The organism is Stenotrophomonas sp. YJH_SMC_110 (assembly GCF_059369255.1).
In genome coordinates this window covers 20,643-36,980 of record NZ_JCAFSM010000005.1, presented here as the reverse complement: position 1 = coordinate 36,980, position 16,338 = coordinate 20,643, and the positions used below count along the sequence as shown (strand labels likewise).

13 protein-coding genes are annotated in these 16,338 nt (G+C 66.7%); 3 read left to right on the top strand and 10 right to left on the bottom strand.

Annotated features, from left to right (window positions below):
- Positions 1-42: 42 nt before the first annotated feature.
- From AC5P6H_RS11075 to AC5P6H_RS11055, 5 genes are all read right to left on the bottom strand, one after another.
- Positions 43-804: a heme ABC transporter ATP-binding protein gene (locus tag AC5P6H_RS11075; RefSeq protein ID WP_495202605.1), complete on the bottom strand. Its 762-nt coding sequence runs from the start codon at positions 802-804 to the stop codon at positions 43-45.
- Complete coding sequence (locus AC5P6H_RS11070) at positions 801-1,844, bottom strand: FecCD family ABC transporter permease (protein ID WP_046430486.1); 1,044 nt, start codon at positions 1,842-1,844, stop codon at positions 801-803. Before AC5P6H_RS11070 ends, AC5P6H_RS11075 begins: the two co-directional genes overlap by 4 nt.
- On the bottom strand, positions 1,841-2,887 hold the full coding sequence (locus AC5P6H_RS11065) for a heme/hemin ABC transporter substrate-binding protein (protein ID WP_495202604.1): 1,047 nt from the start codon (positions 2,885-2,887) through the stop codon (positions 1,841-1,843). The genes AC5P6H_RS11070 and AC5P6H_RS11065 overlap by 4 nt, the downstream gene beginning before the upstream one ends.
- A gap of 51 nt (positions 2,888-2,938) precedes the next feature.
- On the bottom strand, positions 2,939-4,315 hold the full coding sequence (locus AC5P6H_RS11060) for a YncE family protein (protein WP_197574272.1): 1,377 nt from the start codon (positions 4,313-4,315) through the stop codon (positions 2,939-2,941).
- A gap of 122 nt (positions 4,316-4,437) precedes the next feature.
- A complete protein-coding gene (locus AC5P6H_RS11055) occupies positions 4,438-5,466 on the bottom strand; it encodes an alpha/beta hydrolase (RefSeq protein ID WP_032961047.1) in 1,029 nt (342 codons plus the stop codon).
- Between the two features lie 281 nt (positions 5,467-5,747).
- On the opposite strand from AC5P6H_RS11055, the gene AC5P6H_RS11050 reads away from it, so the two are divergent.
- Positions 5,748-6,122 (top strand): hypothetical protein, encoded by a 375-nt coding sequence (locus AC5P6H_RS11050; protein WP_014647092.1) that lies wholly within the window; start codon positions 5,748-5,750, stop codon positions 6,120-6,122.
- A gap of 74 nt (positions 6,123-6,196) precedes the next feature.
- Here AC5P6H_RS11050 and AC5P6H_RS11045 read toward each other — a convergent pair whose 3' ends face one another.
- Both AC5P6H_RS11045 and AC5P6H_RS11040 read right to left on the bottom strand, forming a co-directional pair.
- Positions 6,197-6,568, bottom strand: coding sequence for a DUF805 domain-containing protein (locus AC5P6H_RS11045; protein ID WP_111206867.1), 372 nt, complete (start codon positions 6,566-6,568; stop codon positions 6,197-6,199).
- Between the two features lie 189 nt (positions 6,569-6,757).
- Positions 6,758-8,035: a replication-associated recombination protein A gene (locus tag AC5P6H_RS11040; RefSeq protein ID WP_495202603.1), complete on the bottom strand. Its 1,278-nt coding sequence runs from the start codon at positions 8,033-8,035 to the stop codon at positions 6,758-6,760.
- A gap of 449 nt (positions 8,036-8,484) precedes the next feature.
- On the opposite strand from AC5P6H_RS11040, the gene AC5P6H_RS11035 reads away from it, so the two are divergent.
- Positions 8,485-9,657 carry a hypothetical protein gene (locus AC5P6H_RS11035; protein ID WP_495202602.1) on the top strand — a complete coding sequence of 391 codons (1,173 nt, stop codon included), beginning with the start codon at positions 8,485-8,487 and terminating at the stop codon, positions 9,655-9,657.
- Positions 9,658-9,969: 312 nt separating this feature from the next.
- Here AC5P6H_RS11035 and lolA read toward each other — a convergent pair whose 3' ends face one another.
- From lolA to AC5P6H_RS11020, 3 genes are all read right to left on the bottom strand, one after another.
- A complete protein-coding gene (gene lolA / locus AC5P6H_RS11030) occupies positions 9,970-10,608 on the bottom strand; it encodes an outer membrane lipoprotein periplasmic chaperone LolA (RefSeq protein ID WP_005413289.1) in 639 nt (212 codons plus the stop codon).
- Between the two features lie 111 nt (positions 10,609-10,719).
- Positions 10,720-12,663 carry a DUF3857 domain-containing protein gene (locus AC5P6H_RS11025; protein WP_478426702.1) on the bottom strand — a complete coding sequence of 648 codons (1,944 nt, stop codon included), beginning with the start codon at positions 12,661-12,663 and terminating at the stop codon, positions 10,720-10,722.
- 39 nt (positions 12,664-12,702) lie between these two features.
- Entirely contained in the window at positions 12,703-15,063 is a 2,361-nt protein-coding gene (locus AC5P6H_RS11020) for a DNA translocase FtsK (protein ID WP_032961873.1), read from the bottom strand.
- A 233-nt stretch (positions 15,064-15,296) separates the two neighbouring features.
- Here AC5P6H_RS11020 and trxB point away from each other — a divergent pair, with 233 nt between their 5' ends.
- A complete protein-coding gene (trxB, locus tag AC5P6H_RS11015; protein WP_014647087.1) occupies positions 15,297-16,268 on the top strand; it encodes a thioredoxin-disulfide reductase in 972 nt (323 codons plus the stop codon).
- Positions 16,269-16,338 lie beyond the last annotated feature (70 nt).

Genomic DNA, 16,338 nt, shown 5'->3' with positions numbered 1-16,338 from the left:
TACCGGTCAGACATGATACGCGGCGACGGCAGCAGATCCGGACTACGTCACCACCACCAACGGCACCCCGCGCCGCGGATGCTCCAGCACCACCACATCCTGCTGATAGACCCGCTGCAGGTTGTCTTCGGTGAGCACCTGCAGCGGCGTGCCATCGGCGGCCACCCTGCCCTGTTCCAGCAACACGATGCGGTCGGCATAGCCGGCGGCCAGGTTCAGATCGTGCAGCACCACGATCACGCACGCACCGGCTTCGGCACAGGCACGCACACTGCGCAACGTACGCTCCTGGTGGCGCAGATCCAGCGCCGCGGTCGGTTCATCAAGCAACAGCAGCGGCGTGTCCTGCGCCAGCACGCGCGCGAACGTGGTCCGGGCGGACTCGCCACCGGACAGCTGCTGCACTTCGCGCAGGCGTAGCGCCTGCAGTTCGGCGGCATCGATGGCAGCTTCCACCCGTGCATCGTCCACACGCGGATCCGGCGGATGCGGCAACCGTCCCATCGCCACCACTTCTTCCACGCTGAAGGCGAAGCGCACGCCATGTTCCTGCGGCATCACCGCGCGCTCGCGTGCCAGCGGCCCCGCCTTGTAACTGGCCAACGGCTTGCCCAGCAGGCTCACCTCCCCCGCATCGGCGCGCAGGTCACCGGCCGCCACCGCCAGCAACGTAGACTTGCCCGCGCCGTTCGGGCCAACCAGCGCGGTCACCGTGCCCGGCTCGAACGCCAGCGAGATGCCATGCAGGATCTCGCACTGCTGGCGGCGCACCACCACCTGGTGCAGTTTCAGCAGCACGCTCATGGCGCCGCCTTGCGGCGCTGCTGCAGCACCAGCCACAGGAAGAACGGCGCACCCAGCGCGGCCGAGAACAGGCCCAGCGGAATCTCCGCAGGTGGATCGAGCGTGCGTGCGGCGGTGTCGGCCACCACGATCAGCAGCGCACCGAGCAGCCCGGACAACGGCAGCAGCCAGCGATGACCCGGGCCGACCAGCAGTCGCGCCACGTGCGGCACCACCAGGCCGACGAAGCTGATCGAGCCCGCGAACGCCACCGCTGCGCCCACCAGCAGCGCACTGAACGCGACCAGGCGACGCCGCGTACGGGTCACGTCCAGCCCCAGGTGCTGCGCCTGGCGCTCACCCAGCGCCAGCATGTCCAGCGGCGTGGCCAGTCGCTGCAGCGCAAACACACCGAGCGCAAACAGCGGCACCACCGCGGCCACGTCGGCCCAGTTGGCGCGCGCCAGCGAGCCCATCTGCCAGAACACCAGCGACTGCAGCTCGCTTTCGCTGGCGATGTAAGTAAGGAACCCAATCAGCGCCGAGCAGAACGCGGCCATCGCGATGCCGACCAGCAGCAGCGTGGCATTCCCACTGCCTTTGCCGGGCCGGGCCAGCGCATAGGTCAGGCCGATCGCCAGCGCGCCGCCGACGAAGGCTGCCACCGGCACCAGCCAGCCGGCCGCACCGGCAGCGCCGAGAACAATGGCAGCCACCGCACCCAGCGCAGCACCCTGGCTGACACCGACGATGCCGGGGTCGGCCAGCGGATTGCCAAACAGGCCCTGCAGGCTGGCACCGGCCATCGCCAGCGACGCACCGACCATCGCGCCCAACAGGGCGCGCGGAATGCGCAGCTGCCAGACCACGGCCAGATCACGGCTGCTGACTGCCCCTGGGTCAAGCAGGCCCAGCTTCACCGCAAGCGCCTGCATCACCTCCAGCGGCGGCAACCGCAACGGACCCACGGCGAACGACGCCAGCACTGCCCCCAGCAGCGCCAGCAACGCCACCATCAACATCGTCCGCCCGCGACGGCGGCGCCGATCCGCCGGACTCATGCCTTCGGCAAGGCTGCCAGGGCCTTGGCCAGCGCCAGCGCGCCCGCACCAGAACCCACGCTGGTGTACTTCAGCTGCACATCCGGCATCACCCAGACCCGATTGGCCTGCCCGGCCGGCGTCTGCTTCAGCGTCGGGTACGCCTTCCACAGGCCTTCGGCACCGCCGAACAGCCGCAGGTCATGCTCGGTCACCAGGATCACCTCCGGTGCCGCGGCGACCACCCCCTCGTTGCTCAGCTGCGAGTAGTTCTTCACCCCGGCCTCGGTGCCGATGTTGATGCCGCCGGCCAGCGCGATCAGCTGCGCTGACGCGCTGTCGGCACCGGCAACAGTGGGCGAGCCGCCAGCGCCGGTGGCCGATACGTGGATCAGTCGTGGCGCATGGCCCAGGCCCTTGCCAATCGCTGCAGCCTCGTCGAGCTGGCGCTGCACCTGCGTGGCCAATAATTGCCCCGCTTCGGCCAGCCCTAGTGCGGCGGCGACCTTGCGCACCTTGTCCGGGGCCGGCTGCAGATCATCGATGACCACCGCCGGCTCACCGACTTCGCGCAGCTTTTTGGCCAGCTCGGTGTGGCGGCGCAGGCTGTTGCCGAGGAACAGCGAGCCCTGCAGGCTCAGCACGCCCTCCACGCCGGTGGTGCGGTTGAACAGGAACTGGTGCGGCGCGGCCAGGCCGGCCTGGGTGGTGGTGTTGGTCGGCGCGGCGAATACCTGCGCGCCCAGCCCCAGTGCTTCGATCACCGCGATGACGTCGTCGCCACCGGCAATGATCCGGCTGGTATCGGTCACCTCGATATCGGCGCCGTCATCGGAATGCACCTTGGCCGGCAGCACCGCCTTCTGGTCATGCACGGCCGGCAGCTCGGCACCGGCCACGCGCTGCCAGCCTGCCGGCAACGCGGTTTCGGCAGCGGCCGGTGCGGCGGGCGGCTCGGCGGCCTTCTGGCCATCAGGCGGTGTCGACGCGCCGCCACAGGCGGCCAGTACCAGCGAAACAGCCAACGGAAGCGCACACAGGCGCAGACGGGACGCGATGTTCATGCTCGTTCTCCTTGCTGGCAGGGCGGCGCGCACGCCGCCCCACCGTGTGACTTACTGCTTCGGGGTGATGCGGGTGATGCGGTCACCCTTCGGGTCCTCAGCGCCGCGCGACTTGTTCACCGCGAACACGTTGCCCTTGCCATCGGCGCGGACGTGGTTCGGCAGCGTGCCGCCATCAAGATTGGCGACCACCTTGCCGTCACCATTCACCACGGTGACCGTGCCAGCGCCACGGTTGCTGACATAGGCCAGGCCGGAGGCATCATCGAAGGCGACGTTCAGCGCACCGGCGCCGACCGGCACGTCATGCAGCACCTTGCCGGCAACCACGTCGACGATCAGCAGGTTGTCGGTGCCCTGCGAGGCGACGTACAGGCGGTTGCGTGCCGCATCGAAGGCCACGCCCGAGGCACTGATCGAATTACCCAGATCGATGACCTTCTCGACCTTGCCGCTGGCCACATCGATCACCGCCGCTTCCGGGGTGCCGATGCTGACGGTGAACAGCTTGCCGCCCTTCTCGTCCAGCACCAGGCTCATCGGGGTGAACGTGCCGTCGTCCACGCCGGATTCCAGCGTCACTGCCGGCAGCTCCTTGAAGGTCCTGGCGTCGAACACCGACAGGTGGTCCTCGCCCGTTGCCGAGGCGAACACCTTGCCGCGGGTGCCATCGACCACCACGTCGCGCGCGTGCGGCACAGTGTCGGCCGGGAACTGGTGGACCAGCGACAGGTCCTTCTGCCGGTAGACCGCGATCGAGTTCTGGCGGGTGTTGGTCACCCAGACATTGCCGTTGGTGTCATCCACGCCCACGCCGTAGACCGCGTACACCGCACCATTGGTGCTGCCCGGCACCTGCGCCGGGGTGATCGCCCTGGTCACCTTCAGCGACGTCGGGTCCAGCTTCAGCAGCTGCGACTGGGTCACCGGCGGGCGACCCACCGCCGAGGTCACGAACACTGCGTTGCTGGCGGCACTGTAGGCGGACTGGTACAGGCCCGGCACCAGCTTGCTGGACCGGGTGGCGAACTGCGCCTGGCCGGACAGCGGCAACTGCGGCGACACGCGCAGCTTCAGCACCGTGGCCGCAGCCGGCTGGCTGGCGCGCACCACCACCGGGTGGGTGCCCGGCACCGCGTCGGCCGGAATGCTCAGCTGGGTCTTGAAGTTGCCATCGGCATCGACCACCACCGGCTGTGCGTTGAGCACGCTGTCGCCACGCAGCAGGCTGACCTTCTGGCCCGGCACGAAACCACGGCCGACCACGTCGGCGGTGCTGCCGGGAACCACGTTCTCACCGCGTGAGACGACCTCACCCTTGAAGGTGGCGTTGGCCGGCTGGTCGAACACCGGCTGCGCGGTGGCGGTCACTGCCAGCAGCAGGCCGGCAGCGAGAGAGGTAAGACGGAGAGACGGACGGAACGACATGGCAGGCTCCTTGCACACGTAGGCCGCGCCACGTGGCGCGGGGGTCATCGGTTGCCTGGGCCGCTGCACGTCGGCAGCCTCGCCTGGGTAGTGGGGTCGCACGGCAGCGCGTGCGAAGGGATTCATTCGGCGGCGTTGTCACCGCCATTGGGCGCGCCATCGCCGGCGCTGCGATCGGTCACGCCGTACAGCTCATGCAGCGCCGCATGGAAGGACGCCGGCAGCATCGGGCCGTGGCCAAGGCCGGGGAACTCGCGGTACTGCACGCTCAGGCCCGGCACCTTGCCCAAGCGCTCGGACAGCTGCATCGCCGCATCCGGGGTGGCGCCACCGATGCGGCGCAGGTGCGCGACCACGCGCGGATTGTTCATGTCGCGCTTGCCGCGATCACCGACACGCTCGGCACCGCCCAGCATCAGCCAGAGCCTTGCCGGTTGGCCGTGCACGTTCTGCACGAACTGTTGTTCCGGATCCCCCAGCGCCGCACCCTGGCTCCACCACAGCGACGGGCTGGCGGCCAGATAGGACTGGAAGGCGGCCGGACGCGTGTACAGCGCATTGAGCACGAACAATCCACCCAGCGAGTGGCCCCACAGCGCTTGCTGCTGCGTATCGATGCGTGCGCGACGCTCGACTTCCGGCTTGATGCGGCGTTCGATCACATCCAGGAAGGCCGCAGCACCACCGCCGACCGCCTGGGTCGTACCGCTCTCATCGTCGGCACGGTCGATCCATGCGGTGTAGTCGCGGGTGCGCGCCTTGGAATCGATGCGCAGGTCGTTGTCGTAGCCGATCAGCACCAGCACCGGCGGCGCCTTGCGCGCGGCCAGCTCGGCCAGCAACGGCTGATCCAGGACCATCGCGACGGCGTTGCCGTCCAGCGCGTACAGCACCGGAGAGGGCACCTTGCCGGCCTTGGCCGGGATCGCCAGGTTCACCCGCCAACGGCGCTGCTGGTCCGGACTGTCCACCACGAAATGCTCGAAGCGATAGCTGGCCGCCGGCTCGTCGAGCACGGTGCGGCCGATCTTCTGCAGCGGGTTGCGCTGCTGTGCATGGGCATATGGGGTGACCAGGAGCAGACCCATCATCAAGGCGGCCAGGCCGCGGGCCAGCGGACCACGGCGCGAAGGCGGAACAAAGTGCTTCATCAGCGGCGGCAGAAGCGGCCCAGGGCCGCCGGTTCACAAGGGACCGCAGTCTACCTTAAACGCGAATGATTATCACATCGATCAAACGTCACGCTGTGTATCACGCGCGCGCATGCCCGGGTTGCGCAAGGGGCAGCAATTCCCCTATTTTGCCGCCCATCGGGGCATTGGATCGCCCCGCTTCCAGCGCAGCCATGGATGGCGGGCACTTGCCGCCATCCGGGTCGCGTTCATCTGCACACAACCGGCATGGGATTGGATCCCATGATTGTGAGACTCCCTTGAAGCACACCACCCTGATCGCCCTCTCCCTCGGCCTGCTTGCGCCGCTGGCCGCCCATGCCGCACAGGACCTGCCAACGCTCTACCAGGCCTTTGAAGAAGCCGGCAATTCGTCACTGGGCATGGACCAACTCAACCAGACGGTGACATTCACTGCCGTAGCCCTGAGCGTTTCCAGCAACCTGGCGGGCGAGCCGCTGATCGAGGCCGGCGACGACCAGGGCAATGTCCTGGCCCGACTGACCAGCGACGACGAACAGCAGGCGGCCAAGCTGGGCGCACTGGAAGAAGGCGCGACGTTCACCGCCAGCTGCACGCTGCAGTTCAGTTCCGGCACGGACTACCTGTCCTTCGGCGACTGCACCATCAAGTAAAGACGAAGCCGGCGAAATGCCGGCTTCTTTTCTTTGCCTCTTGTGGAGTCGAGCCATGCCCGACTCGCGGAATGTCACGGCCCCGAAGGCACCGGACCATAAGCATTTTCCTGCGGCGTGCCCGGCAGCAGCGCGAATACGAAGATCACCAGGCCGCCGAACGGAACGAAGGCCAGCAGGTACATCCAGCCCGACTGGTTGCAGTCGTGCAGGCGGCGCACGGTGACGGCGATGACCGGCACGAACGTGGCCAGCCAGAACACGACAAACAGGATGATCGACGCGATGCCCAGGACGTCGGACTGCATCACCAGCCCGGCAACGAGCGGCACCATCAGGACGGCGGAGACGATCAGCATGAACAGCTGGAACATCCAGTACTCACGACGGTTGGCACGCCCCTCGAACTGGGCGTAGCGCTGCAACGGCAGAATCATTTCCTGCACGGCATCAATCCTTGAAAAAGTGGCCGCGCAGTGTGCCAAAGACCGGCGCCGGGAACAATGTGGAGCCGAGCCATGCTCGGCTGCCATTGGCCCTGTAGAGCCGCGCCCATGCTCGGCTGCCGTTGCCGCAGGCGCTGCTGGCCCGGTCCAGAGCGGAGTCGAGCGCGGCTCGACGCTACATAAACCGGGTCAGCGACTCTTTGCCGCCCTCGCCGCTTCGCGCTCGGCACGCAGCCGGTCCAGCTTTTCCTTCAGCTTGATTTCCAGGCCACGCGGCACCGGGTTGTAGTACACCCGTTCGCCCATCGCATCCGGGAAACCCGTCTGGTCCAGCGCGATGCCACCCTCGGCGTCATGGTCGTACTGGTACTCGGCGCCGTAGCCGAGCTCCTTCATCAGCTTGGTCGGTGCATTGCGCAGGTGCAGCGGCACTTCTTCGGTACCACTCTCGCGCACGTCGGCCTTGGCCTGGTTGAAGGCGGCATAGCCGGCGTTCGACTTGGCGGTGCTGGCCAGGTAAAGCACCAGCTGCGCGAACGCCAGCTCGCCTTCCGGGCTGCCCAGCCGCTCGTAGATGTCCCAGGCTTCCAGCGCCATGCTCTGCGCGCGCGGATCGGCCAGGCCGATATCCTCGATGGCCATGCGGGTCAGCCGGCGCGCCAGGTAGGACGGGTCGCAGCCACCATCGAGCATGCGGGTCAGCCAGTACAGCGCGGCATCCGGGTTGGAGCTGCGTACCGACTTGTGCAGCGCCGAGATCTGGTCGTAGAACTGCTCGCCGCCCTTGTCGAAGCGACGGGTGCGATCGGCCAGCACCTGGGTCAGGGTCTGCGGCGTGATGCGCCCTCCCTCCCCGCCCGCCAGTTCCGCGGCGATCTCCAACAGGGTCAGCGCACGGCGCACATCACCATCGGCAGCGGTGGCGATTTCCAGAAGCAGTTCGGGGGCGACCTCGATACCCTCTTCGCCCAGGCCGCGCTCGCGATCACCCAGCGCACGTTCCAGCGCCTCGACGATGTCGGTGGGCGAAACGCCTTCCAGGACATGCACGCGGCAACGCGACAGCAATGCGGAATTCAACTCGAACGACGGATTCTCGGTGGTGGCACCGACGAACAGGATCGTGCCGCGCTCGATGTGCGGCAGGAAGGCGTCCTGCTGCGCCTTGTTGAAGCGATGCACCTCATCCACGAACAGCACGGTGCGCCGGCCCTCCGCGAAGCGTTGCGCGGCTTCGGCCAGCACCTGGCGCACCTCCGGCAGCCCGGACAGCACGGCAGAGATGGCACGGAATTCCGCATCGGCGTACTCGGCCAGCAGCAGCGCCAGCGTGGTCTTGCCGCAGCCCGGCGGCCCCCACAGGATCATTGAATGCACGCGACCGGATTCAACCGCGCGACGCAGCGCGCTGTCCGGCGCCAGCAGGCGCTTCTGCCCAACCATTTCGTCGAGAGTGCGCGGCCGCATGCGCTCGGCCAGCGGGCGCAGGTGTTCCCGATCGACGCTCAGCAGATCGGGACCAGGGAAGGAAGTTGAACGATGTCTTGCCACCCGGTCATTGTACCGCGCCGCCCAACGGTAGCGCCGGGCAGTGCCCGGCAGGCGGGACGCGGTGTCTGGTAGTGCCGGCCGCTGGCCGGCAGATCAAAAGCATGTCAACCAAGGTTGACACCCACCAAGGCGGTCCCGGTTGAAACCCACCAGAGCAGAAAGCGCCGGGCCATGCCGGCGATCAGGCCGCACGGGTGGTAGTGCCGGCCGCTGGCCGGCAGCCCCGCGATGTGTCGGAAATGAACCGAAGCCGGCGCAGCCAATCCACCGGTAAGCCGCTGATTCACATGGAGCATGCTTTCGCGGGGCCCTTGTGTCCTCATCAGTAACCGAGAATTTGGAACTCAACCATTCAGGACCCATTCGTGCGCGATCCCGAATCCAATGTCCTTGAGTTCATTGCTGGCTGCGCGGTCGATGCGGACATCTACTATCTGGCTGCAGCCCTTGGCCCTGGGCATGAATACTACGACCCGGATCCAGGCCCACCCACCCGCATGTTCGTCTTTGGCCGCACCCCCAAAGAGGAGTGGTTCTACCATGACCTGCAGGACTTCCAGGTGATGTCCACAGAGTTTGTCCCAGAGGAAGAAGGCGGTCGCCCCCGTCGTGTGCTTGCCCTGGATTTCCATGGGCAGCTGGAAGATTACTCCCGCGCTGGGGCAACGATCGAGTACGTCCCGGCTGAAGGCGCCGACTTTCCCGGAGGTCTTACCCGTTTGCGACTGCTGGGCGACGTCCTTTTCTGCGCGGGCACAAGAGGACAGATCCATCATCGGGGCGACGGCGGATGGCGGCAGCTTCCAACCCAATTCGCGACTGCCTTCTGCGAGGAGGACGAAGACGAGTCGGATCTGGATGACTTCGTCAGTTGGCTCGAAGATTTCGGCCACCTGCTCGAACTGGGCGATGCTCCCGCACTTCCTCGAGATCCGATGGAACGCGACGCAGAGCTTCGCCGGAGATTCGCCGATTGGCGAGCCCACATGACCCATGTCCGGGAGGATGGAGGATTCAACCAGCTACTCGCTGAGTTCCGCGTGGGCAGCGTGAACGACCTCTGCGGAACGGGCTTTGCTGACCTCTACGCAATCGGCTCCCAAGGCCTGATTGCGCACTGGGATGGCTCGAGCTGGACCGTGCCCGAACAAGTCACTACTGCGGAGCTGCTTCATGCTTGCAGGACCGACCAGGGCCGCCTCGTCCTTGTAGGAATGCACGGCACCATCGTTACGGGCGACATCTCCACTGGATTCGAGTGCCTCCAACACGAAGTCGGCGAAGGCATCAACTTCCACTCTGCGTGCCAGTACAGGCAACAGGTTTACATCGGCTCGGAGAATGGCGGCCTCTACGTCTACAGTCTAGAAACCGGCGTAGTTGAACCGTTGCTGGAAGGCATCCCCGAAGAACTGAGAGATGCAACGATTGTTGATATCAGTTCCGTCGGTAGCGTGCTGTGGGTGCTGACGCCCTGGGACCTGATTCGATTTGATGGCACCGCGTGGCAGGTGATCGTTCACCCGGACAACGGATGAGCTGGCCGAGCGCGTGCCAACCAAGGTTGGCACCCACCAGAGCGGGTCAGGTCGGATTGCGGCAGCGCCGAACCCTGCCCGGCGGATCAGGCCGCAAGGGTCGGTAGTGCCGGCCGCTGGCCGGCAGATCAAGAGCGTGTCAACCAAGGTTGACACCCACCATGACGGTGCCGGTTGACACCCGCCAGAGCAGACAGCACCGAACCCTGCCCGGCAGATCAGGCCACAGGATCGGTAGTGCCGGCCGCTGGCCGGCAGATCAAAGGCATGTCAACCAAGGTTGACACCCACCAAGGCGCCTCCGCCCACAGGTCAATTACCGATGACGTCGGTGCCCTTCGGCGGGGTGAAGCTGAAGGTACCGGCGGCAAAGCCCGGGTTGCGCTTCCAGCCGCTGAAGCTGATCACGGTGCGCTGGCCAACCGCATCGGTGATTTCCATCTTGGCCAGGCCCTGGGCATTGAAGCCCAGCGCGGCGTACTGGAAGCTGGCTTCGGTCTCGCGCTTCGGCGACAGCGACAGCCACTGCAGGCCGTCGCGCTGCGCAGCCTCTTCACTGACGTCGTACTGCTGTTCCAGCAGTGCCGGGTTGATCAGCGCGGTCAGCGGACTGTTCTGCTCTTCCTTGCCCTGCTCGCGCACGGTGGCCTGCTCCAGGTCCGGTTCGTACATCCAGACCTTCTTGCCGTCGGCCACGATCAACTGCTCGTGCGGGCGCACGTATTCCCAGCGGAACAGGCGCGGCGCCGACAGGGCCACGCGGCCACTGGTCGATTCCTTCACCTTGCCGCGGCTGTCGAACACCTGCTGGCTGAACTGGCCATCCAGGCCCTTCAGGCCACTGGTGAAGGTCTTCAGGTCATCGCGGGCGCCTGCCCAGGCGCTGCCGGCGGCGGCGCAGGCCACGGCCAGGGTGGTGGTGGCAAGGAAACGACGGAAGCGGAAGTTCATGCGGGAATCCTGTGGGCGCGGGCGCCAGGAAAGGTGGTTGCCAGTGTGCCCGGGGAAAGATGAATGGGCGATCAGGGCGACATTATGCCGCCCTGAACGTCCATCGGCGATTCAGCCGCCCGAGCCCGGCAGCTTGCCGTACAGCACCTGGCCACGGAAGCCACGCCGCACTTCGCGATACAACGCGCGGAACGCGGTGTAGTCCTGCGGCTGGCACAGCGCCTCCGGGCCACGCACCGCGTTCTGCTGCAAGCGATGGCGCACGATCACGTCCTGCCCCTCGCGGCTCCAGTCCACGCGGTACTCGCCAGCGGCGTTGGTGAAACGCTGGTTGGCCGGGATGGCGATGATCGGCGCATTGGCAGGGAACTGCAGGCGATAGGTTTCCTCGCGCAGGCTGGCATTGCAGTAGAACGGCGTCTCGTTGGCCGGCGCAGAAGCGGTGGCGTACAGGCCACGCACCGACTCGCCGCCCGGCGGATCCGGCACGGCCATGCCGCCGGCCACGCTGAAGTCGGCGTAGTCCTCGGCCTGGAAGGCCATGCGATAGCCGAACGGCCGGGTCAGGTCGACCGGCACGCCCTGGATCTGCAGCTGCCCTCGCCCGTCGAAACCGGACGCGGCCATGATCTGCTCCTCGGCGCGCGCACGGTTCTGCGCGTTGAGCTGGGAGAACTGGGCGCGCATGCCGATCTCGGCGTTCTCGCCCAGCTTCGGAATGGTCTCGCCGCGCAGGTTGCCGTTGGCGTCGAAGGTGAAACGCACCTCCATCGAGGTGGCGTTGCGCTGCGGCGTGTTGGCCGGGGTGCGCGCCAACGAGGCGTCGCGGGTACGCATCACCGGTGCGCCGAGGTCGCCTTCCGGCAGCTGCCCGAAGCGCGCCCACGCGGTGGTCGAATCCAGATACAGATCGAACTCGGGGATGTAGGTGATGGCGTGGTTGAAGCGGCCCAGCACCGGAATCTTCGGCAGCGTGGGGCCGCCGCCGGCACCGATCAGCACCGGCGAGCTGGCGATGCCCTTGGCCGCCAGCAGCGCCTCCAGGATCGTCACATGGTCCTTGCAGTCACCGTAGTGGTTGTCGAGGATGCTCTGCGCGCTGTTCGGCTCCAGGCCGCCATTGCCCAGGTACACCGCCACATAGCGGATGTTCTGCGCCACCCAGCGGTAAAGCGCATCGGCCTGCTCGCGCCGGTCGCTGATGCCAGCGGTGATCTCATCAGCCAGCGCCTGCAGCGCCGGGGTCACGTCGGCCGCCGGGCCGGCCTTGAGCTGGTAGGCGCGTCCCATCTGCGACCAGTCACGATAGGTGCTGGCCATGATGTTCGGGCCGAACTCCCAGCCCGCCGCCGACCAGTTCTGTGCCGGCATGGCTTCGCGCCGCTGGTAGCGCCAGCGCCACTGTGCCTGGCCGTTCTTCACCGTCGGGCGATCGCTGCCCTGCACGCCGCGGCTGTCGACGAACATCGGCAGGTTGGCCGGCGCAGTCAGGGTGACCTCGGCGTCTTCGTACTCGGTGAAGACGTTGAAGGTCTCCCACAGGCCGAAATAGCCCGGGAAGTACGGCGTGGCCTGGGTGCGGCGCACCTGGTAGTACAGGCGCGTGCCCGGGGCCAGGTTCGGGAACACGATCACCCGCACCTTGCGGTCGGCATACATCGCCGCCGAGGCGCTGGAGTAGCTCTCCTGGGTGTAGATGCGATCGGCCGGCACGTCGCGGCGCTGGCCGTCGGCGGTGATGGTGTAGGCGCCAAGCACCTCCAGGGTTTCCATCTTCTCGCTGTAGCTCAGCCGCACCTGGCTGAACTGCTCGACCGAGGCCTTGGTCTTGAGCAGGACTTCGTAGGTTTCGGTCTGCACATTGCCCGCATCCGGCCGCACCTGGTAGTCGGCGCGGTAACGGACAATGCTGAAATTATTGCTGGCTTCGGTATCGCCGCTGGTGGAAGGCGGCGCCGTGGCGGGCGCGGAGGTGGCGGTTTCTGCCAGTGCCGGGCCGGCAGCCAGGAAGGCTGCCAGCGCCAGCGCCAGCGCGCTTGGTACGGGGTGAAGCATGCGTCGGTTCCTTGGACGTCGTGGGGGATACGTCGGGCCTTACTTCGGCGGCGGCGGTGCCAGCACCGTGCGGTCGCCGTTGTGCTCGGGCGGGCTGACCACGCCGGCCGCTTCCATGGCCTCGATCAGTCGCGCTGCACGGTTGTAGCCGATCTTCAGCCGGCGCTGCACGCCGGAAATCGAGGCGCGGCGGGTCTCGGTGACCACCCGCAGCGCTTCGTCATACAGCGGGTCGGACTCGTCGCCGGCCGCACTGGTCTCGGGCAGGCCGGTGGCACCGACGACCACGCCGTCGCCCATCGTCTGCACCTCGTCCAACACCCCGTCGACATAGTCGGCCGGGCCCATCGCCTTGAGGTGCTCGACCACGCGATGCACTTCGTCATCGGACACGAACGCACCATGCACGCGCTCGGGCAGCGCGGTGCCCGGCGGCAGGTACAGCATGTCGCCGTGGCCCAGCAGGGTTTCCGCGCCGGACTGGTCGAGGATGGTGCGCGAGTCGATCTTGGAGCTGACCTGGAAGGCGATACGGGTCGGGATGTTGGCCTTGATCAGGCCCGTGATCACGTCCACCGACGGGCGCTGCGTGGCCAGGATCAGGTGGATGCCGGCCGCACGCGCCTTCTGTGCCAGGCGCGCGATCAGCTCTTCCACCTTCTTGCCGACGATCATCATCATGTCGGCGAATTCGTCGATGAAGATGACGATGAACGGCAGCGTCTCCAATGGACGCGGCGCCTCGCCCAGCTCCGGGTTCGGCTTGAACAGCGGGTCCATCAGCGGCTGGCCGGCATCCTGCGCTTCCTTCACCTTCTTGTTGAAGCCGGCCAGGTTGCGCACGCCCACCGCGCTCATCAGCTTGTAGCGGCGCTCCATCTCGGCCACGCACCAGCGCAGGCCGTTGGCGGCCTCCTTCATGTCGGTGACCACCGGTGCCAGCAGGTGCGGAATGCCCTGGTAGACGCTCAGCTCGAGCATCTTCGGGTCGATCATCAGCATCCGCAGGTCTTTCGGCGAGGCCTTGAACAGCAGGCTCAGCACCATCGCGTTGACCGCCACCGACTTGCCCGAACCGGTGGTACCGGCCACCAGCAGGTGCGGCATGCGCGCCAGATCGGCCACGGTCGAGCGCCCGGCAATGTCCTTGCCCAGCGCCAGGGTCAGCACGCTGGCCGACTTGTCGTATTCCTTCGAGCGCAACAGCTCGGACAGGTAGATCATCTCGCGGGTGACGTTGGGAATTTCCAGGCCGATCACCGACTTGCCCGGAATCACGTCGACCACGCGCACCGACTTCACCGACAGGCCGCGCGCGATGTCCTTGTCCAGCGAACTGATCTGGCTGACCTTGATGCCCGGCGCGGGCTCGATCTCGAAGCGGGTGATGACCGGCCCGGGGTTGGCGCCGACCACCTGGGCGTCGATGCGGAAATCCTTCAGCTTGAACTCGATCTGCCGTGACAGCGCGTCCAGGGTTTCCTTGTCGTAGCCCACCGGCTGCGGCTTGGGGTCGTCCAGCAGGGCCAACGGCGGCAGGTCCGAGCCGTCGCCGTTTACGCCACGGAACATCGGGATCTGCGTGTCGCGCTTGGCCCGGTCACTCTTCTCGATCACCGGTTCCGGGCGCGGCTCGATCTTCACCGGCTCGCGCTTGGCGCGGACCTCGGCATCGGCCTTGCGCACCTCCTGGCGCTCCTCGCGCATCACCCGGGTCTGCTGCCACTCGGTGACTTCTTCCTTCTTGCGCGCCAGCAACGGTGCCAGCGACATCACGCCGCGGCCGATCTTTTCCATCACCGTGAACCAGGACAGCCCGGTGGCCAAGGTGATCGAGGCCAGCAGCAACACCAGCACGAACAGGTTCGCGCCCAGCGCACCGAAGCCCACCGTGAGCGAATTGCCAACCAGCTTGCCGAGAATGCCGCCGGCGCTGGAGACATCGCCGCTGAACAGGCGTACATGCAGGAAGCCGGTGCCGGCGATAAGGAATCCGACCAGGCCGACCAGGCGCAGCGCCGGGTCCAGGTCGTTCTCGCCCTTGCTCTCGCGCTTGAGGCCGAACATGGCAATCCACGACAGCGCACCGAGCACCACCGGCAGCAGGAAGGCGATGTAGCCGAACAACTGCAGCAGCACGTCGGCGATCCAGGCGCCCGCGCGACCACCGAGGTTGTGCACCGGCGCGACCACGCTGCCGGTGTGCGACCAGCCCGGATCCGTCGCTGAATAGGTGAAAAGACTCGCCGCCAGATAGAGCAGGGCCGGCGCGATCGCGATCAGGCCCAGGTCGCGCCAGAGGCGCTGGCGGCGTGGATTGTCGGTCGTCGCCGCCGCGGCCGTGCGACGTGACGCCTTGCTGTCGTCCGACTTGGAGCGTTCAGGGACCTGCTTCGCCACCTTAGACCATACCTTTGGAATGCGCTGTTAGTGATTGATAATAAATGAGACGGCGTCAGTTTTCAGTTATGCGACTTCTGACCGGGCCCGGACAGGGGTGAAACCACCGCTGGATGACGGCGTTCTGTTCATCGGCTTGAATCGCCCTGCCCCAGCCGCCACTCTATGACCAGCCACGGATGCTGCGCAAACATCGCCAGCGCCTTGTCCCATCTACCTTTTCGCGAGTCTACATGAGCACCAGCCTGCCCTCCCGCCACCAGCGCCTCGTCATCCTCGGTTCCGGACCGGCCGGCTGGACCGCCGCCGTCTACGCCGCCCGTGCCAACCTGAAGCCGGTCGTCATCACTGGCCTGCAGCAGGGCGGCCAGCTGATGACCACCACCGAGGTGGACAACTGGCCGGGTGACGCCCACGGCCTGATGGGCCCGGACCTGATGGCGCGCATGCAGGCCCACGCCGAGCGCTTCGAGACCGAGGTCATCTTCGACCACATCCACACCGCCGACCTGTCGCAGCGCCCGTTCAAGCTGATCGGCGACAGCCACGAGTACACCTGCGACGCGCTGATCATCGCCACCGGCGCCACCGCCAAGTACCTGGGCATCCCGACCGAAGACGAGTTCAAGGGCCGCGGCGTGTCCGCCTGTGCCACCTGTGACGGCTTCTTCTACCGCGACCAGGACGTGGTCGTGGTCGGCGGCGGCAACACCGCGGTGGAAGAGGCCCTGTACCTGTCCAACATCGCCCGCAAGGTCTACCTGGTCCACCGCCGCGACACCCTGAAGGCGGAGAAGATCATGCAGGACAAGCTGTTCAGGAAGGTGGCCGAAGGCAAGATCGAGACCGTCTGGCACCACCAGGTGGAGGAAGTGCTGGGCAACGACGCCGGCGTGACCGGCGTGCGCGTGAAGTCCACCCTGGACGGCGGCACCCGCGACATCGATGCCCACGGCTTCTTCGTGGCCATCGGCCACCACCCGAACACCACCCTGTTCGACGGCCAGCTGGCGATGAACAACGGCTACCTGGAAATCCGTTCGGGCCTGGGCGGCAACGCTACCCAGACCTCGGTGGAAGGCGTGTTCGCCGCCGGCGACGTGGCCGACCAGCACTACCGCCAGGCGATCACCTCGGCCGGCTTCGGCTGCATGGCCGCTCTGGACGCCGAGCGCTATCTGGACGCGCAGGGCAAGGCCAGCTGAAGCGCTGATTATGCTCTGTAGAGTCGAGCCATGCTCGACTCAGGAGAAAGGCCGACGCGAAAGCGTCGGC